Origin of the sequence: Cedecea sp. AS113 (genome assembly GCF_037152415.1) — a bacterium.
Taxonomy (GTDB): Bacteria; Pseudomonadota; Gammaproteobacteria; order Enterobacterales; family Enterobacteriaceae; genus Cedecea.
In genome coordinates this window covers 130,913-149,922 of record NZ_JBBCMI010000003.1, presented here as the reverse complement: position 1 = coordinate 149,922, position 19,010 = coordinate 130,913, and the positions used below count along the sequence as shown (strand labels likewise).

The 19,010-nt window shown below is 56.5% G+C and carries 15 protein-coding genes; 5 read left to right on the top strand and 10 right to left on the bottom strand.

Translation table 11 applies throughout. From position 1 onward, the window contains the following. Window positions 1–6: 6 nt before the first annotated feature. The 5 genes from malZ to phoB all read right to left on the bottom strand — a co-directional run bounded on the left by malZ (window position 7) and on the right by phoB (window position 7,286). Window positions 7–1,824 carry a maltodextrin glucosidase gene (gene malZ / locus WFN87_RS04640; RefSeq protein ID WP_336983006.1) on the bottom strand — a complete coding sequence of 606 codons (1,818 nt, stop codon included), beginning with the start codon at window positions 1,822–1,824 and terminating at the stop codon, window positions 7–9. A 254-nt stretch (window positions 1,825–2,078) separates the two neighbouring features. Then, on the bottom strand, window positions 2,079–3,449 hold the full coding sequence (gene proY, locus WFN87_RS04635) for a proline-specific permease ProY (RefSeq protein ID WP_166994385.1): 1,371 nt from the start codon (window positions 3,447–3,449) through the stop codon (window positions 2,079–2,081). A gap of 72 nt (window positions 3,450–3,521) precedes the next feature. Beyond that, window positions 3,522–4,841: a branched-chain amino acid transporter carrier protein BrnQ gene (gene brnQ, locus WFN87_RS04630; protein ID WP_008454510.1), complete on the bottom strand. Its 1,320-nt coding sequence runs from the start codon at window positions 4,839–4,841 to the stop codon at window positions 3,522–3,524. A 425-nt stretch (window positions 4,842–5,266) separates the two neighbouring features. Then, window positions 5,267–6,574 (bottom strand): phosphate regulon sensor histidine kinase PhoR, encoded by a 1,308-nt coding sequence (gene phoR / locus WFN87_RS04625; protein ID WP_008454508.1) that lies wholly within the window; start codon window positions 6,572–6,574, stop codon window positions 5,267–5,269. Between the two features lie 22 nt (window positions 6,575–6,596). After that, window positions 6,597–7,286: a phosphate response regulator transcription factor PhoB gene (phoB, locus tag WFN87_RS04620; RefSeq protein WP_008454506.1), complete on the bottom strand. Its 690-nt coding sequence runs from the start codon at window positions 7,284–7,286 to the stop codon at window positions 6,597–6,599. A 199-nt stretch (window positions 7,287–7,485) separates the two neighbouring features. Between phoB and sbcD the strand changes: the two genes are divergently transcribed. Together sbcD and sbcC are read left to right on the top strand one after the other, a co-directional pair. Further along, on the top strand, window positions 7,486–8,703 hold the full coding sequence (gene sbcD / locus WFN87_RS04615) for an exonuclease subunit SbcD (RefSeq protein ID WP_336983007.1): 1,218 nt from the start codon (window positions 7,486–7,488) through the stop codon (window positions 8,701–8,703). After that, window positions 8,700–11,855, top strand: coding sequence for an exonuclease subunit SbcC (gene sbcC, locus WFN87_RS04610; protein ID WP_336983008.1), 3,156 nt, complete (start codon window positions 8,700–8,702; stop codon window positions 11,853–11,855). Before sbcD ends, sbcC begins: the two co-directional genes overlap by 4 nt. A gap of 481 nt (window positions 11,856–12,336) precedes the next feature. Here the strand turns inward: sbcC and mak are convergent, their stop codons facing one another. Beyond that, window positions 12,337–13,248 carry a fructokinase gene (gene mak / locus WFN87_RS04605; protein WP_166994379.1) on the bottom strand — a complete coding sequence of 304 codons (912 nt, stop codon included), beginning with the start codon at window positions 13,246–13,248 and terminating at the stop codon, window positions 12,337–12,339. Window positions 13,249–13,373: 125 nt separating this feature from the next. On the opposite strand from mak, the gene rdgC reads away from it, so the two are divergent. Beyond that, on the top strand, window positions 13,374–14,285 hold the full coding sequence (gene rdgC / locus WFN87_RS04600) for a recombination-associated protein RdgC (protein WP_008454497.1): 912 nt from the start codon (window positions 13,374–13,376) through the stop codon (window positions 14,283–14,285). A 59-nt stretch (window positions 14,286–14,344) separates the two neighbouring features. Here rdgC and ppnP read toward each other — a convergent pair whose 3' ends face one another. The 3 genes from ppnP to aroL form a co-directional block, all read right to left on the bottom strand. Further along, a complete protein-coding gene (ppnP, locus tag WFN87_RS04595) occupies window positions 14,345–14,638 on the bottom strand; it encodes a pyrimidine/purine nucleoside phosphorylase (protein WP_336983009.1) in 294 nt (97 codons plus the stop codon). An 82-nt stretch (window positions 14,639–14,720) separates the two neighbouring features. After that, on the bottom strand, window positions 14,721–15,398 hold the full coding sequence (locus tag WFN87_RS04590) for an AroM family protein (RefSeq protein ID WP_336983010.1): 678 nt from the start codon (window positions 15,396–15,398) through the stop codon (window positions 14,721–14,723). A 329-nt stretch (window positions 15,399–15,727) separates the two neighbouring features. Then, complete coding sequence (gene aroL, locus WFN87_RS04585; RefSeq protein WP_008454483.1) at window positions 15,728–16,252, bottom strand: shikimate kinase AroL; 525 nt, start codon at window positions 16,250–16,252, stop codon at window positions 15,728–15,730. 351 nt (window positions 16,253–16,603) lie between these two features. Here aroL and WFN87_RS04580 point away from each other — a divergent pair, with 351 nt between their 5' ends. Continuing rightward, window positions 16,604–17,356, top strand: a complete 753-nt coding sequence (locus WFN87_RS04580) for a DUF2076 family protein (RefSeq protein WP_166994377.1) — start codon at window positions 16,604–16,606, stop codon at window positions 17,354–17,356. Here the strand turns inward: WFN87_RS04580 and WFN87_RS04575 are convergent. Continuing rightward, the gene (locus WFN87_RS04575; RefSeq protein ID WP_008454481.1) at window positions 17,353–17,814 is read right to left on the bottom strand and encodes a YaiI/YqxD family protein; all 462 of its coding nucleotides are present in this window, start codon (window positions 17,812–17,814) and stop codon (window positions 17,353–17,355) included. The two genes, WFN87_RS04580 and WFN87_RS04575, sit on opposite strands and share 4 nt — an antisense overlap. A gap of 324 nt (window positions 17,815–18,138) precedes the next feature. Between WFN87_RS04575 and proC the strand changes: the two genes are divergently transcribed. Beyond that, window positions 18,139–18,948: a pyrroline-5-carboxylate reductase gene (gene proC / locus WFN87_RS04570; protein ID WP_008454480.1), complete on the top strand. Its 810-nt coding sequence runs from the start codon at window positions 18,139–18,141 to the stop codon at window positions 18,946–18,948. Window positions 18,949–19,010 lie beyond the last annotated feature (62 nt).

Here is a 19,010-nt window from a genome sequence, read left to right as displayed (position 1 = left end):
ACCGACCTAAAGACTGCGCCAGACCGCGGCGCTGACGGCAGGCAAGCTCAGCTCGCGGTTATTGAGCGCCGCCTCGCCTTCGATCTGCGTCCAGGCTCTGCCGCTCAGCAAGGCATCCCACGGGAGCGTGGCCTGAACCTCGCTGCCGCGATTGATGGCCACCAGAACACGTTCGTTTTGATAAGCACGCACGAACACGACGACGTCCTGCTCAGCGTAGATGACCCGGCAACCACCGTGACGAAGCGCCCGGCTTTGTTTGCGCAGCTTGCCGAGCCGCTGATAAAGCGCCAGCAGATCTAAATCCTGATCCTGTTTCTGCCACGGGAAAGGCTTGCGGCAGAAAGGATCGTTGTTGCCATCCAGCCCCACCTCATCGCCGTAATAGATACAGGGCACGCCGGGCCAGGCGTACAGCCAGATGACGGCCAGCGGCAAGCGGGCAACATCTTTACCAAGAATCGACTTAAAACGGGCGGTATCGTGGCTGTCGAGCTGGTTAAACATGCGCAGCTGCTGCTGATGGGAAAGTGCCGAGCGGTACTCTTCCATCCATGCTATACAGGTTTGGGCGTCAATATCCTGCGGCTCGTAAGAGATATCGGTGTTTGCCAAAAATCCCCACAGCGGGAAAGTAAAACCGCGATAGTTCATGGCGGCATCTTCGGCATCGGCCTGCAGCCACTGCCGGGCATCGCCAAAGTGCTCGCCGAGGACGTAAGCATTCTGTTTGGTTTCTTTTGCCGCCTGGGTAATGCCGCTGACGTGCAGAAGATTATTTTTCGCCCCGCCTTCCTCTCCCAGCATATGCACTACGTCCAGCCGCCAGCCGTCAATGCCCCAGGGCTCCCGCAGCCAGTGCCGCACAATGCTTTGCTCGCCGCGATAGATCTCATCCACCAGCGTGGCCGAGCGATAATCCAGCTTAGGCAGGCTGGAATAGCCCAACCAGTCCAGCGCCAACCCTTCGTCAGAAAAGCTGTACCAGTCGCGCCACGGAGACTGTGGGTGATGGCAGGCGCCATTCTCACCGTTCTGATGCCTGTCAAACCAGCCGTGCGTATCGCCGCTGTGGTTAAAAACGCCGTCCAGCATCAGCTTCATCCCCTGCCGGCGCGTATTTTCCCTCAGCCGCAGGAAAGCGGCATTACCGCCAAACTGCTCGTCTACCTGCCGGTAATCCTGAGTGTCGTACTTATGCACGCTGGGCGCGGTAAAAATAGGGTTCAGATAAAGTGCCGTCACGCCGAGCTTTTTCAGGTACGGCAGCTTTTCACTGATCCCGTCCAGATCGCCGCCGTAAAACGTCGATCCTCCGGCTTCCCCGGTTAAAGGCTCATGCCACTCCCGGCGGACGATATCCCGCCCGGCCGCATGATGAAAATAAACGTTATCCTGCACCGGCTGGCGATTAGCCCCGCGCGCAAAACGATCCGGGAAGATCTGATAGAACACCTGGTCCTGCACCCAATCCGGGCCGTCATCCGGCGTATCAAAAGCGAACTGTTCCAGCCGGGCCGGCGGCGTTTTTTGGAAGCCCTGAGGTGTGTACCAGCGCTGCCTGTCCTGCCAGAGTAGCTTAAAGCTGTAGCGACGGCGCGGCTGCCCTTCGGCGGTATCGAGGGTGACTTTCCAGGCGACAACGCCCTCAAGGGGAGCCTGTTTCTGGCGCACCATGACCAGAGAAATCTCTTCGTTATCTTTTTCGCCACGCAGAATCACTTTTTCCGGCAGGTCGTCCCCCGCCAGCCACAGGGTAATGACAAGGCTGCGTTCCCGCGTCTGGATAAACGGCGCCACCGGCAGGTGCCAGGCATTCAACATAGTAACTTTCCCATCGCTTAAAAATGACGCCACCTTGCCACAGCATAAGGCTTTATCACTCATCATTCCGGGTTAATTTGGGGGAGGACAGGAGGGGTGGAGACGGGAGAAATTATTCCCCTCACCCCGGCCCTCTCCCCAAAGGGGCGAGGGGGAAAAACGAATGAGGAGAACACTATTTATTCCCTCTCCCTTCCTGGGAGAGGGTCAGGGTGAGGGTAAAACCAGATACCGAGTTCTAACCGAATCAGCCACTACACTGGCAACGACTGCGCCTTAACCCGGCGCTTAACAACCCAGCCAATAAGCAGCAGCGCAATCCAGCCGCAGCCCACGTACAGCGAAATACGGGTATCCGGGTGGTAACCAATCAGCCCGATAATAAACACCAGGAACACCAGGCCCACGACGGTCGTCGCTACGCCACCGGGGATCGGGAATTTCAGCGCTTTCGCCTCTTCTGGCGACAGGCGGCGGCGGAAGGCAATCTGCGACAGCAGGATCATTATCCAGACCCAAACGGTGGCGAACGTTGCCAGCGACGCAATCACCAGGAAGACGTTTTCCGGCATGATGTAGTTCAGGTAAACCGCCAGCAGCAGCGCGCAGGCCATCACCACAACGGTGACCCACGGAATACCGTTGCGGGAAGTCCTGGCGAAGATTTTAGGCGCGCTACCCTGCTCGGCCATGCCGTGCAGCATGCGGCCCACGCCAAACACATCGCTGTTAATCGCCGAGAGCGAAGCCGTGATAACCACAAAGTTCAGAATACCGGCTGCAGCGGTAATGCCCATATGCTGGAAGGTCATCACAAACGGACTGCCCTCGGTGCCCACCTGGTTCCAGGGATAAATGGACATGATGACGAACAGCGTCCCCACGTAGAACACCAGAATACGCAGCGGCACGGAGTTTATCGCGCGCGGAATGGATTTCTGCGGATCTTTCGCTTCGCCTGCGGTGATGCCGATAATCTCAATCCCGCCGTAGGCAAACATCACCATCTGCAGAGACATGATCATGCCCAGCCAGCCGTTGCTGAAGAAGCCACCGTTGCTCCACAGGTTGTGGATACCGGTCGCCTGGCCGCCGTTGCCAATCCCCCACACGATAATGCCGATCCCGGCAATAATCATGATGATGATGGTGGCGACTTTAAAGAATGAGAACCAGAACTCCAGCTCGCCGAACACCTTGACGCTCATCAGGTTGATGGCGCAGATAATCAGCACCACGCTCAGCACCCAGACCCAGTGCGGCACCGCCGGGAACCAGATACCCATGTAGATCCCGAACGCGGTCACGTCGGCGATGGCAACAATCAAAATCTCAAAGCAGTAGGTCCAGCCGGTAATATAGCCAGCCAGCGGCCCAAGGTTGTCCTGAGCATAGCGAGAAAACGAGCTGGCAGCGGGATTGTGCACCGACATTTCGCCCAGCGCGCGCATAATAATATAGGCCGCCACGCCGCCGATGATATACGCCAGCAGAACGCTCGGCCCCGCCATTTTGATGGCGTCCGCCGAACCGTAAAACAGCCCTGTGCCAATCGCCGACCCCAGCGCCATAAATCGAATATGCCGGGTGCTCAAACCGCGCTTGAGCTTGTTGGTGTTTTCCATGAATCCAGGTTCCACGCTTTACAATAAAAAAACCACGGAGGACGACTCCGTGGTTACTTAGCAATCAAAAAATTAGTGGGCGGCGGAGGTGACCTGACGCCCCGCTGCTTTGTCCCAGATAGCGGTGATCACCACCATCGCAACGGTCGGCAGCAGCCAGGCAAGTCCCTGATCCGCCAGCGGCAGTTTCGCCGCCCAGCCAGGCAGCATGTCGCTGATGGCCGATGCCTTAATGCCGTCAATCATACCAAACAGCAGGCTTATCAGCATCGCCGGGGCAATAACGCGGGTGGAGTTGTTCCACCACGGACGGGTGAAGCTCAGCACCACCAGGGCAATACAAGGTGGATAGATTGCCGTCAGTACCGGGATCGAAATCTGAATCAGGTGGCTCAGGCCCAGGTTAGATACCACCATCGAGAACAGGCCGAGGATAAACACCAGCGAGCGGTAAGAGAGCGGCAGATACTGGCTAAAGAACTCCGCGCAGGCACAGGTCAGGCCCACGGCGGTAACCAGACAAGCCAGGAAGATCAGCGCCGCCAGGAAGAAGCTACCGGCCCCGCCAAAGGTATGCGCCACATAAGCGTGCAGAATAGCCGCGCCGTTGGCTTTCTGATCGACCAGGTTCGCGCTATCGGAACCGAGGTGGAACAGTGCCAGGTAGATAACCGTCAGGCCGATACCGGCAATCAGGCCAGCCCAAATCGTGTAGCGGGTCAGCAGGCGAGATTCGGTCACACCGCGAGAGCGCGCGGCATTCACGATAACAATCCCGAACACCAGCGAAGCCAGCGTGTCCATCGTCAGGTAGCCGTTCACGAAGCCGTTAGAAAACGCCGCGTTCTGGTAGGCTTCAGTCGCCGTGCTCAGGCCACCGGCTGGCCACAGCACCGCCCCGGCCGCCAGGATCAGCAGCGCGATGATTTTCACCGGCGCCAGCACGTGGCCCACGGTGTCCAGCAGCTTACCCGGATAAAGAGAAATCCCGATCACCAGCGCAAAGTACACCAGGCTGTAAATAAACAGCGGCATATCGCCCATACCGGTCAGCGGAGCAATTCCCACTTCAAAGGAAACGGTGGTGGTACGCGGCGTGGCAAACAGCGGCCCTACGGCCAGGTAGCAGACGGTCGCCAGCAAAATACCGGCGCGGCGGCCAATCGGCGAGCTAAGGCTGTCAATACCGCCGCCGACGCGGGCAATCGCCACGATAGTCAGAACGGGTAAACCTACCGCCGTGACCAGGAAGCCAAGCGCCGCCGTCCAGACGTGCTCGCCAGCCTGTAAGCCAACCATAGGAGGGAAAATAATGTTGCCCGCGCCGACAAACAGCGCAAAGGTCATAAAGCCCAGAGCGATGATGTCACGAGATTTCAAATGATAGGTCATAAAATAAAGCAGCCTGTGGATGTGTGGTGTTGAAAATGCTCAAATTTTTAAACCGACGTTCAGTCCAAATAACGTTCGGTAAAAACGCGGTTATTACCGGTAACGACAGCGGAATATGCTTCTCCGGATCGGTGGCGAAGAATAGTTAGTCGAATTACCACGCAATTTCAGTCGGTCTGGTAATAACAGGGGGGCAATTAAAACGCTTATAGCGTTTGAAGACAAGAAGGGATCGGGAAACCAGAAATATATCCTTTAAAAATACGCATAACCAGTGAATAAAGTTGATTATACGCTTTTGTTATGGCTTATCATGCGGACAAAAAAGCATCAATTCGATATTCATCGCTTAACGATTGGTGAAAATACAAACAAAAAGGCCAGAAAACTGGCCTGTGGAAAGTGTACTTGACGGTTGCGGTGAATTAATGTGCAGCCACCGCTGACTCAGGAGCGATTAAGCGCTCGGGCAGGATGAACGAAAACGTCGAGCCCTGCCCCGGTACGCTTTCGATATCCAGCCGCGCATCATGATGGCTAAGGGCATGCTTCACGATGGCCAGCCCAAGCCCGCTGCCTCCGGTCTGCCGGGAACGCGCTTTGTCTACTCGGTAGAAACGCTCCGTCAGGCGCGGAATGTGCTCGGCGGAGATCCCCGGCCCGGTATCCTTCACGCTGAACGCTACGCCGTGAGGCAGCCTGCGCCAGGTGACGGTGATGTGCGTCCCGGCAGGCGTGTGATTCACCGCGTTATACACCAGGTTAGAGATCGCGCTGCGCAGCTGCTCTTCGTTACCGTAAACCTGCAGCCCTGGCTCAACGTTAAAAGTGAGCGTTTGCTTCTGCTGGCTCAACGTCTGCGCCTCTCGTTCCACCACGCGCAGCATCAGCGGCACGTCGATTTTCTCATTCATCGACAGCGTGGGCGCGGCTTCGATGCGCGACAGCGTTAACAATTGCCTCACCAGCCCTTCCATGCGTGAAGTTTGCTCGCGCATGGTATGCAGGGCTTTATCCCGCAACGGCCCTTCCAGAGCCTGATCCTGCATCATCTCCAGGTAACCCTGTAACACGGTCAGCGGCGTGCGCAGCTCATGGCTAACGTTGGCAAAGAAATTGCGGCGAGCGCCTTCAAGCTGGTGCATCTGCGTGACGTCTCGCGCCACCATCAGCCACTGCCCGTCGGCGTAGGGCATCACGCGGAACTCAAGATGACGGCCATTGTTGAGTATCAGCGTCAGCGGGCGACCAAACTGCTGCTTCGCCACGTATTGTGAGAATTCAGGGTAACGCAGCAGGTTGAGGATATTTTGGCCGCTGTCGTCAGGCCAGCGCAGGCCAAGCAGCTGTTGCGCCAGGCCGTTACACCAAAAAATGGTGCCTTCTTCGGTGGTCAGCACCACCGCATCGGGCAGCGATTCGGCTCCGCTTCGGAAGCGTTTGATCAGGTTGCCCAACTCTTTGCGGCGCTTTTTATTACGCAGCTGCATCTGGTGCAGCCCGTACAGCAGAGGTTCCCAGCTTCCCCGCCCGGGCGGCGGGGTCATGCTGCGGTCAACCCACAGCCACCAGGAAAGACGAAGTAAATTCCAGAAATGCCAGCTTAACAGGGCGGTCACCGCCGCCAGTAAAAACCACGGCAGGTGGCCAAAAATCAATCCGAGAATTGCCGCTGGCATACAACAGAGCACCAGCTCCAGTACCAGCCTTTTCCATGACAGCCGTTCCAGCACGCGTCACGCTCCTGTCAGCATATTAAAAACGGGTTGAAAAACGATAACCCGTGCCGCGAACTGTTTGCACCATTTTGTCATGACCACTTGTTTCCAACGCTTTACGCAGGCGACGAATATGCACGTCTACGGTACGGTCTTCAACGTAAACGTTCGTTCCCCACACGTTATTGAGCAGCTGTTCACGGCTGTAAACGCGCTCCGGGTGGGTCATAAAGAAGTGTAACAGCTTAAATTCAGTTGGCCCCATGTCGAGCGGATCTTCGCCGGTCATCACGCGGTGTGAGGACGGGTCCAGGCTCAGCCCCTGCATCTCAATCACTTCTTCCACCGCCATCGGGGAAATACGGCGCATCACCGCTTTAATACGCGCCACCAGCTCTTTAGGCGAGAACGGCTTAGTGATGTAATCATCGGCACCGACTTCAAGGCCACGCACGCGATCTTCTTCTTCGCCACGCGCGGTCAGCATCATCACCGGAATTTCGCGGGTCAGCGCTTCACGTTTCAGGTGCTTGATAAACTGGATCCCGGAACCGCCTGGCAGCATCCAGTCCAGCAGGATCAGGTCGGGGAAAGGTTCAATCAGCAGGTTAACCGCGCTGTCATAATCTTCCGCCTCTACCGACTGGAAGCCATTTTGCTCGAGCACAAAGCTCACCATTTCACGAATCGGAGCTTCATCTTCTACGACTAAAATGCGTCTCGCCATGATTTACCCTGTTGAAAAGAGACCATCTCTTATTAATTGTGCGCCAGTATGCGTCAGATTTGTGACAGATTTATGAAAAAGATGACGGCAAGATATTTCACCTTTTTGAATTATGACAGCCATGGATTTTTACTGGCGGTTACGCTGCCAGCTCAATAGCTTATAATCGGTAATTCGCCTCTTTGCCATGGGACAGGTTATGCGCATTCTCCACACATCAGACTGGCACATCGGCCAAAACTTCTATACCAAAAGCCGGGCTTCTGAACATCAGGCCTTTCTCGACTGGCTATTAAACGCCGCGGTCGAGCATCAGGTGGATGCGATCCTCGTCGCGGGAGATATCTTTGACACCGGCTCGCCGCCGAGCTACGCCCGTGAAATGTATAACCGTTTTGTCGTGCAGCTGCAGGGCACCGGCTGCCAGCTCGTGGTGCTGGCGGGGAATCACGATTCCGTAGCTACCCTGAATGAATCCCGGGAGCTGCTGGCCTGCCTGAACACCCGCGTCATTGCCAGCGCCCGCCATAACAAAGACGAACAGGCGCTGCTGCTCAATCAAAAAGACGGCACGCCGGGGGCGATACTCTGCCCTATTCCTTTCCTGCGTCCTCGCGACATTCAAAGCAGCCAGGCGGGGCTGTCCGGCCATGAAAAACAGCGCTCTTTAATGGAAGCCATCAGCGAACATTATCAGCAATGTTATGCCGCCGCCGTGGCGCTTCGCGGTGACCAGCCGCTGCCGATAATTGCCACCGGGCACCTGACCACGGTAGGCGTCACGAAATCCGATGCGGTGCGTGACATTTATATTGGCACACTGGATGCCTTCCCGGCGCAGCACTTCCCGCCCGCCGACTACATTGCGCTCGGGCACATCCATCGCGCGCAAAAAATTGGCGGCACGGAGCATATTCGCTACAGCGGCTCGCCGATTCCGCTGAGCTTCGACGAAACCGGCAAAGCAAAAACCGTTTTTCTGGTGACATTCAGCGGCGGAGCGCTAACCAGCGTCGAGCCTCTGGAAGTCCCCATCAGCCAGCCGCTGGCCATCGTGAAAGGGTCGCTGAGTGAAATCGAGCGGCAGCTAGAGCAGTGGCGAAACGCGCCTGCTGAACCCAAAGTCTGGCTGGATATCGAAATCGCCACCGACGAATATCTGCACGACATGCAGCGCCAGGTGCAGGCGCTCACAGACGATTTGCCGGTTGAAGTCGTTCTGCTGCGCCGCAGCCGCGAACAGCGCGAGCGGGTGATTGCCAGCCAGCATAAAGAGACGCTGAGCGAGTTAAGCGTTGAAGAAGTTTTTGAGCGGCGGCTGAGTCAGGAAGAAACCAGCGAGGAGCGCGCCGCCCGGCTAAGAACGCTGTTTGCCCAAACCCTTTCAGATTTGCACCAGCGGGAGGAACAGGCATGAAGATCCTCAGCCTGCGGTTAAAAAACATTAACTCCCTGAAAGGCGAGTGGAAAATTGATTTCACCCAGGAGCCTTTCGCCAGCAACGGGCTGTTTGCCATCACCGGCCCCACGGGCGCGGGCAAAACCACCCTGCTGGATGCCATTTGCCTGGCGCTGTACCACAAGACACCGCGCCTCAGCACCGTGTCGCAGTCGCAAAATGACTTGATGACCCGCGACACCGCAGAATGCCTGGCCGAAGTCGAGTTTGAGGTAAAAGGTACGGGCTATCGCGCCTTCTGGAGCCAGAACCGCGCCCGCAACGCGGCAAACGGCAATCTTCAGGCGCCGCGCGTGGAGCTGGCTCAAATCAGCGACGGCAAAATCCTGGCGGATAAAATCAAAGACAAGCTGGAGATTATCGCCGCGCTCACCGGGCTGGACTACGACCGTTTCACCCGCTCAATGATGCTCTCCCAGGGGCAGTTCGCCGCCTTTTTAAACGCCGATGCCAACGACCGCGCCTCGCTGCTTGAAGAGCTGACCGGCACGGAGATTTACGGCACCGTTTCCGCTGCGGTGTTTGAAAATCATAAGCAAATCAAAAGCCGCCTTGAAAACCTGCTGGCTCAGGCTTCCGGCGTCGCGCTACTAACCGCTGAGCAGCAACAGCAGCTTACCGAGAGTTTGCAGGCGCTCACTCTGGAAGAGAAAAAGCTTTCCGTGGAGCACCAACAGCAGCAGCAGCACCAGCAATGGCTCGCTCAGCTAACCCGGCTTTCTGCCGACAAAGCCCAAAAGCAGCAGGCGCTGGGCACAGCCAGTCAGGCGGTCAAAGACGCAGAGCCCATGCTGGCGAAACTGACCCGAGCTTTGCCCGCCGAAAAACTTCGCCCTGACTGGCAGCGGCTGCAGGAAAAGCAGCAGTCGCTGAAGCAAAACAGCGAGGCGGCGGAGAAAGTGAATACCCGCTTACAGCAGCTTTCCGTCCGCCGGCAGCAAACCCGAATGCTGGCCGCCGAACAGGCTCAGCGGCTGAAGAGAGAAGCTCAGCAGGTCGAAGACTGGCTCGCGGCGAATGACCGTTATCGACTTTGGTCTGCCGAACTGACGGGCTGGCGCATGGCATTCACGCAGCAGCAGCGCGACGAAAAACAGCTTACTGAGCTAAAGCAGGCGCTCGAGGCCAGTCGGCAAAAGCTGCAGGCGCTGCCGGAGCCAAAGCTTAGCCTTTCTCCTGATGAAGTGAGCGCTCATTTACAGCGGATGCTGGCAACCCGGCCTGCTCGCCAACTGTTGGCTACTTTGCAGCCGCAGTTTGCCACGCTGGAGAAACGCAAAACCGAGCAACAGCGCGAGCTTGCCGAGCTGGAGAAACAGATTGCCGAGCGAGACGTTGACCTGGGGCAAAAGCGCCAGCAGTACAAAGACAAACGCCAGCACGAAGCGGATCTGGAAAAAGTCGTCGAACAGGAAAAGCGCATCCAAAGCCTCGAAGCCGAGCGCGCACGCCTGCAGCCTGACTCGCCGTGTCCGCTTTGCGGCTCAACCCAACACCCGGCTGTAGAGGCGTATAAGGCTCTCGAACCAGGGGAGAACCAACAGCGCCTGGCCGCCCTTAAGCAAGAAGTGGCTAAACTCGCAGAGCTTGGCTTTGCCCTTAAAGGTCAGCTTGATACCCAGCGCCAGCAGCGCGAAAAACTGGCGCAGGCCAGCACCGCCATTGAGGCAGAGGAAACGTCGCTCTCGGCCCGCTGGCAGCAGCAGTGTGCCGAACTTGCCATCGCTTTAACGCCTCAGGACGATCTCAGCGCCTGGCTTGACGAGCAGGAACAGCGCGAGCTGCAGCTGCGCCAGCTTGGCGAGCGGCAGGCGCTGGAGGCGCAATATCAACGCGACAGCCAGCAGCATGAAAAACTGAAAGCAGACTACCTGGCACAGCGCGCGTCGCTGCAAGCGGGGCTGGAGCAGGCCGGTCTCCAGCATCCTGAGCCTGGCGAAGAGCAAACCTGGCTGGAGGCTCGCCAAAGGGAATCTCAGCAATGGCAGCACCAGCAGGACAAACTGCCGCAGCTTCGCCAGCAGCTCTCCGCTCTCGACATGTTGCTCTCAACCCTTGCGGACGATGGCTCCGCCCCGCAGCCGCTGGATGAACACGAGCATCAGGCGGCGCTGCAAAACTGGCAAGCGCTGCATAACGATTGCAACCTGCTGGAAGGTCAGCGCCAGTCTCTGCAGGAGCAACTGAAGCAAAGCGAAGAAGAAAGCACGGCGGCTCAAACGCAGTTCAGGAATGCGCTTTTGGCCAGCCAGTTCAGCGACGAAGCCGATTTCCGCCGCGCTCTGCTGGAAGAAGCCGAGCGCCTTGAGCTGGAACAGCGTAAACAGCTTCTGGAACGCCAGCATCAACAGCAGGTCACTCTGCTGGAACAGGCGGAAAGTGCGTTGACCCAACACTTATCGGCGCGGCCAGAAAATCTGCATGAAGAAACAGATCCTGGCGCACTGGAGGCGAAAATCACGGCGCTGGCCCTCCAACTGCGTGAGAATGCTTCACAACAGGGTCAAATTACCCAGCAGCTGCGGCACGACGAGGAAAACCGCGTTCGCCAGCAAACGCTGATGCAGGAAATAAAAGCCTGTGAAGCGCAGGCGGAAGACTGGGGCTACCTCAACGCGCTTATCGGTTCCAAAGAAGGGGATAAATTCCGCAAATTTGCGCAAGGCCTGACGCTGGATAACCTCGTCTGGCTGGCAAACAATCAGCTCAATCGCCTGCACGGGCGCTACTTGTTACAGCGTAAAGACAGCGAAGCGCTTGAATTACAGGTGGTCGATACCTGGCAGGCCGATGCGGTACGTGACACCCGCACGCTTTCCGGCGGCGAAAGCTTCCTGGTAAGCCTGGCGCTGGCGCTGGCGTTATCCGACCTGGTCAGCCATAAAACCCGGATTGATTCCCTGTTCCTGGATGAAGGTTTTGGCACCCTGGACGCGCAGACGCTGGATACCGCACTCGACGCGCTGGATACGCTGAACGCCAGCGGCAAAACCATCGGCGTGATCAGTCACGTTGAGGCGATGAAGGAGCGGATCCCGGTGCAGATTAAGGTGAAGAAGATTAACGGGTTAGGTGTCAGCCGGCTGGATAAGGCTTTCGCGGTGGAGTGATCCTTGCCAGGCTCTCACCAGAGGGAACGCTCTTTAAGTCACAAGTACGCTTATGAAGGAACGGTTAAGGTTCCGTTCACTTCCAGTTCGGTTTCATATGTCACCACCGCATCGGTGAACGTCTCAGGGGAATCACCGTCATTCCCCTGAGAACCCGGACTCCCGGCGAAATAAATCGACCGCTGAAGCGGCAGACCTCCGTTTTATCTCCCAGTCCTGGGCCGGCTGAGATGCGTTCCCGACGCTCTCAGCCTCCGGCCGTTCCCGACGTCCGGACCCTGGCCAGTCGGAGAGAAAACGAAGGCGATTTAAGCCTGAACCGTGTTTCGCTTTAAACCCGGTACTAGCTTCAACTACGCTGTCGCTTCTGGTTTTTCCCTTCCCCCCTACTCCTCTCCCAGAGGCATAGGGAAAAAACCACGTTTCCGGCATCTGTTTTCCGCCTCTCCCCTTTGGGGAGAGGGCTGGGGTGAGGGGCGATTTACTTCTCTATCGGCCACAGCCACGCCGCACCGCGAACGCCGCTGGAATCCCCGTGCACCGCTTTGCGAACGGGCGTTTCACACTCGCCGCCAAACACCCACGGTTTGATCAGCTGCGGCACCGTCCGGTATAAACGCTCCACGTTGCTCATCCCGCCGCCCAGCACGATCACGTCCGGATCGAGAATGTTGACGATATGCGCCAGCGACTTCGCCAGACGCGTCTCATAGCGGCTGATAGCCAGCTCTGCCAATGGATCCTGCTGCTCTGCCAGACTGATGATTTCGTGCCCTTTCAGCGTTTTCCCGCTCAGGCGCTGGTAGTCCGTGCCGAATCCGGTGCCGGAAATAAAAGTCTCAATACAGCCCTGTTTGCCGCAGTAGCACGGCACCTCTTTCCGAAAACGCAGTTCGTCTTCATCCATCCACGGCAGCGGGTTATGCCCCCACTCGCCCGCGGTGCCGTTGCCACCGATCAGACTTCGGCCATTGATCGCCACGCCCGCGCCGCAGCCGGTGCCGATGATCACCGCGAAGACGATCGGCGCCCCTGCGGCAGCGCCGTCAATCGCTTCCGACACCGCCAGGCAGTTAGCATCGTTCGCCAGCCTGACTTCGCGCTTGAGCGCCACGCTAAGATCCTTGTCAAACGGCTGCCCGTTCAGCCAGGTTGAGTTCGCATTTTTCACCACTCGGGTATAAGGGGAGATCGATCCCGGGATCCCAAGCCCTACCGTACCGGTCTCGCCCGTGGCTTCTTCCGCCAGCCGCACCAGCTCAACAATGTTTTTGATGGTGGCCTGGTAGTCGTTTTTTGGCGTGGGCAAACGGTGGCGATAAAGTTGTTTACCGTCGTCTGCCAGCGCGATCACTTCTGTTTTAGTCCCACCGAGATCGATACCTATGCGCACAAGAACTTCCTCATTTGGTGATAATTATCAACTACCTAAAATGCAGGCCAAGCAAAGACAATGAAACGAGGCCGTCAATTCGTTATCATGCCCGCTGCGTTTAACTGACAACCTGGGACAGAATCATGCTGTGGTTTAAAAATTTAATGGTTTACCGTTTAAGCCGTGACATCACGCTGACGGCGGATGCAATGGAAAAACAGTTAGCCGCCTTCACCTTCACCCCTTGCGGCAGCCAGGACATGGCCAAAACCGGCTGGGTGTCGCCGATGGGCTCGCACAGCGATGCATTAACCCATGTTGCCAACGGCCAGATTGTGATTTGCGCCCGTAAAGAAGAAAAAATTCTGCCCGCTCCGGTCATCAAACAGGCTCTTGAAGCCAAAATCAATAAGCTCGAAGCGGAACAGGCCCGCAAGCTGAAGAAGACCGAGAAAGATTCCCTCAAAGACGAAGTGCTGCACTCCCTGCTGCCGCGCGCTTTCAGCCGCTTTAGCCAGACTATGATGTGGATAGACACCGTCAACGGCCTGATCATGGTTGACTGCGCCAGCGCCAAAAAAGCGGAAGATACGCTGGCTCTGCTGCGTAAAAGCCTGGGTTCTCTGCCGGTGGTCCCGCTGGCGCTGGAAAACCCTATCGAACTGACGCTGACCGAGTGGGTACGTTCAGGGGATGTTCCGGCAGGCTTTGCGCTGATGGACGAAGCTGAGCTCAAGGCAATCCTTGAAGGCGGCGGCGTGATTCGCTGCAAGCAGCAAGAGCTGGTGTGCGATGAAATCGCCGCGCACATTGAAACCGGCAAAGTGGTCACCAAGCTGGCGCTGGACTGGCAGGAGCGTATTCAGTTCGTGCTGGCGGACGATGGCTCAGTCAAACGCCTGAAGTTTGCCGATATCCTGCGCGAACAGAACGACGATATCGACCGGGAAGATTTTGGCGGACGTTTCGACGCCGATTTTATTCTGATGACCGGCGAGCTGTCGGCGCTGATTACCAACCTGGTGGAAGCCCTCGGCGGAGAAGCACAGCGTTAATTGCCGTGGCTGACGCATAAAAAAGCCCCTCGCGGTGAAACGAGGGGCCTGAAAGTCAGTTATTTATCGGCCAGGTAGCGGCAAAGGTAGGACGTTGGCTCAGCAACCTGCAGATGAAACTCGCTGTGGCCCGGAACGTTAAAGACTTCGCCCGAAGCATAGGTTTTCCACTCTGTTTCCCCCGGCAGCAAAACGTGCAAAGCGCCGCTCACTACAGTCATCTCTTCCGGCTGGGCGGTCCCGAAGGTGTATTCCCCCTCCGCCATCACCCCAACGCTCGCACGGCCAGTGCTGCTGCTGGTAAAACCGATGGATTTTACTTTCCCGGAGAAGTACTCGTTACTCTGAAGCATGGACAGGCCCTTTATCGACATTAGTGAAAAAACCACTATAGAGGCGAACTCTCCGGCCTGTCACGCAAATTGTTAATTCCGTTCAGATAAGCAATTCTGCGGCTAATCTGGCCACCAGTACGTTGGATAAGAGCACCGGCACATCCAGCTGCTTTTGCAGTAAATCCCGGTGTTTTTGATGGTAGCCAAGGCAGTCGAGGACCAGAACATCCGCCCCTTCAGCCATCAGTTTTTTTCCGGCCTCCAGCAGCTCGGCTTCACTACCGTGGATCGGGTTCGCAAGCGAATAAAGCGGCGGATGGGTCAGCTTGCGCCACTTCAGCTCCTGAAACTTAATCATTTCTGCAACCGGCAGAATGATCCCTACCTGATGACCATCTACAATCGACGCTACCAGCGGAGGAATGATACGTTCAGGCTCCAGCAGGATGGCGTTGCGGGCGCTTAACCCCGTCAGCGGCATCGTGCTCATCAGCAGGATAACTTCGTAGCCCTGATTATCCAGCTGTTCGATGATGCCCTGCATCGCAATGGAGATTTTGTCCAGCCCGACTGACGTAATGGTGTTATCCGCCAATAGCGTGAGCAGCGTTTCTTCACCGGGGGACGGGGAAAACTGACGGCGAACCTCATCGGGGGAGAGATTGCCCAACAGGCTGACCTGAGAGATTTGTTGTTCAGAGATATGTTCAGTTAAAAAAGGTAAAACCTCACTGACTGACACTTTGCCGACGGTGAGAATGGCTACAGTTGGTTTCATGCTTCGCTCCGCTATTACTCAGTTACCGCCCTCTTCGCTGCATTGCTCCACGTCCGCTATGAAATAACTCCGCCGGGTCGATCATTTTTTGATCGCCACAATCCGCAGCATACAACCAGAGCGACATCGAAATCCTTAACGAAACATCAACTACTGAGCAACATCTCTAAGGAATATATTTTAGCTAAATGAATGAGATAAACGTTTCTCTTAGGAAGAAGGTCGCACGCACGGCGTACGCCTGATCCTGCCGGTCAGGCTCTCGACGAAAAGTGGCTGAATGGCCATCGCTCGTCCTTAATTTCTTATGGATGAGCGTTAAGTATAGGCTAACTGGCGCGGGCCATTTGTAACGCGCTGAGGATTGCTTCCACTACCGCATCAGGAGAGCGAGTGGCGTCCACAATGTGGCGGGCAACCTGCCGGTAGAGCCCTTCGCGAGCGGCGAGCACGTCAACGATTTCATCGGTAACGCCTTTCCCTGTGAGCGTTGGGCGTTGCCCTTCTTCCGGAGAGGCAGTCAGGCGTGAAGCCAGAACCTGCGCCGGGGCATGTAACCAAACGGGGATGCCGTTTTCCTGCATAAACTGCCGATTGCCCTCTGCCAGCACCATGCCACCACCGGTTGCCACCACGGTCGCCGGGGCCGTCACGCGCTGCAGCGCATCGGATTCACGAGCCCGAAACCCTTCCCAACCCTCTTCGGCCACAATCTCCGCCACGCTCTTGCCGGTGTGGTTCAGCAGAAAACTATCGGTATCGACAAAGGCGTAACCCAGCGTTCTCGCCAATGCCTGACCGACGGTCGTCTTACCACAGCCGCGAGCGCCGACTAAGAATAGGGGTTGAGTCATCAAAGATAATCCTCGGAAATGCGGGCCTGAGGCCACAAGGGGTAAAAGCAGGAAAACAGAATGCGATAATACCACTAAACTAGTACGCGACAAGTGTAAACCTATGATTACAAAAAATGAAACCTGTCGCTTAAAGCCCAGCTATAACGGCATTAACTGATGCGTAACAAGTGTAAACTAAATCCACCACCTGCTAACTGCGCCACAATACTTTAAACGCCAGGCCAATGACAACCCTTAATCTGAGATTCGGTAACACATTTATGGTTAGCTTTACGATTAAGGCGTTTCACCTACGCTGAATGTGATCCAGACTCGTTTTAAGATTTCATCATGACAGAGGTATGAACCATGCAAGCTGAAGAGCAGCGTCTTATTGACGGGCTTTTTGACCGTCTGAAACAGGCCGAAAGCCAAAGTGCCACCCGCGATGCGGCCGCCGAACAGCGGATTGCGCAACACCTCAGCCAGCAGCCGGGTGCCGCCTACTACATGACGCAGACGATCCTTATCCAGGAAGCGGCCATGAAGCAGCTGAATGGCAAAATTCAGGCCCTGGAAGCGCAGGTGAGCGAGCTGGAGCAGAAATCTCGCCAGCAGCAAAGCAGCGGCGGTTTCCTTGCCGGGTTGTTCGGCGGCGGCAGCAGCAGTAATAATACTGCGCGTGGCTCCGATCCGATTCCGGGTAGCCAGAACTATGGCACCTCTTCTGCGCCAGGCTACGGCGCGCCACAACAGGGCGGATATGGTGCACCACAGCAACAGGCTGCCCCGGCCAGCGCCCCACGTGCCGGAGGCGGGTTCTTATCTGGCGCGCTGCAAACCGCAGCGGGCGTAGCCGGTGGTGTCGTGGTGGCAGAAATGCTGACCAGCATGTTCCACCGCAGCCAGCCGGAAGAGATCGTCAATATTATCAATGAACCGGCGCCGACCTTCGACAACAGCTCATTCGACTCGGTCAACGACTACAGCCAGGTCGATGACCGTCAGTTCCAGAACCAGGGCGGCTGGCAGTCGCAGGACAATACCGATTACGGTAACGATGATTTTGGCGGCGACGATTACGGCGACGATTACGGCGACGACGACGACAGCTTTATCTAAGACTTTTGCGCCCGCGCGACCTTCAGCAGCCACTTTTCCAGCTCATTGGCAAACTGCTGGCGGTCGCGCTGGCTCAGGCTGTCCGGCCCGCCGGTTTGCACGCCGCTGGCGCGCAGAGTATCCATAAAGTCACGCATCGTCAGGCGTTCACGAATGGTTGCAGGGGTATAAAGCTCGCCCCGGGGATTCAGCGCCACCGCCCCTTTCTCCAGCACGTCTGCCGCCAGCGGAATATCGGCGGTGATAACCAAATCGTCTTTCTCGCAGCGACGCACTATTTCGTTATCCGCCACGTCAAATCCAGAGGCAACCTGCAGGCTGCGAATAAACCGCGACGGCGGCGTTTTCATCCCCTGATTAGCCACCAGCGTGACCATAACCTGAGCGCGATCTGCCGCGCGAAACAGCACCTCTTTGATGACTTTTGGACACGCATCGGCATCCACCCAAATTTGCATTATGGCTCCTGACTTTCGGTGGGAATGGGGGCGATTTTGCCGTGCTTTTGCCGAATGACAAAATTTATCTGTTTCCACCCCGGCCGTTCGCCGTTGCGTGCAAACATAGCCTAAGCGGTAAAAAGCGCGTTAAGAGATTGCTGACAAAGAGGGAAAAAGCGTGGTTTTTCCCTCTTTGTGGTTATCATCCGAAAATCAATGAATTGATTTTCCAGTTTATTTTTATGGCGACACATTGCAGAATTTTATCCCCATTAGATTTGTCAGAAGTCTGGTTAAGCTATTACCATCAAATAACAAAACACATCACCATGGAGTCATGCTATGGACAAGAAAATAGGGTTTATTGGCTGCGGTAATATGGGCAAAGCCATCCTCGGCGGCCTGATTTCCAGCGGCCTTGTGCCTGCCGGCAATATCTGGATCTACACCCCGTCGCCGGACAAAGTTCAGGCCCTGTGCGAAGAATACGGCATTAACCCGGCGCAGAGCGCGCAGGAAGTTGCGCAGATAGCCGACATCGTCTTTGGTGCCGTGAAGCCAAACATCATGCTTAAGGTGCTGAGTGAAGTTAACTCCGACCTGAACAAAGACACCGTGATTATCTCCATTGCCGCGGGTATCACTCTGGAAACCCTGGCCAAAGTGCTGGGCCATGACCGGAAAATTATCCGGGCAATGCCGAATACCCCTGCGCTGGTGAACGCGGGCATGACGTCGGTCACGCCAAACGCGCTAGTCACGCCGGAAGACATTGCCGATGCGGTGAGCATTTTCCGCAGCTTTGGCCAGGCCGAAGTCGTAAGCGAAGCGATGATCCACCCGGTCGTGGGCGTCAGCGGATCTGCCCCGGCTTATGTATTTATGTTTATCGAAGCCATGGCCGATGCCGCCGTGCTGGGCGGTATGCCGCGCAAACAGGCCTATCAGTTTGCCGCTCAGGCGGTGATGGGCTCGGCGAAGATGGTGCTGGAAACCGGTACCCATCCGGGTGAGCTGAAAGACATGGTTTGTTCCCCTGGCGGCACCACCATTGAAGCGGTCAAAGTGCTGGAAGAGAAAGGTTTCCGCGCTGCCGTGATGGAAGCGATGGTGAAGTGTATGGCGAAGTCAGAGCTGCTCGGGAAGTCCTGATTTTGATATAGCCCCTCACCCTAACCCTTTTCCCGCGGGGGAGAGGGGATTAGATCGAGCAT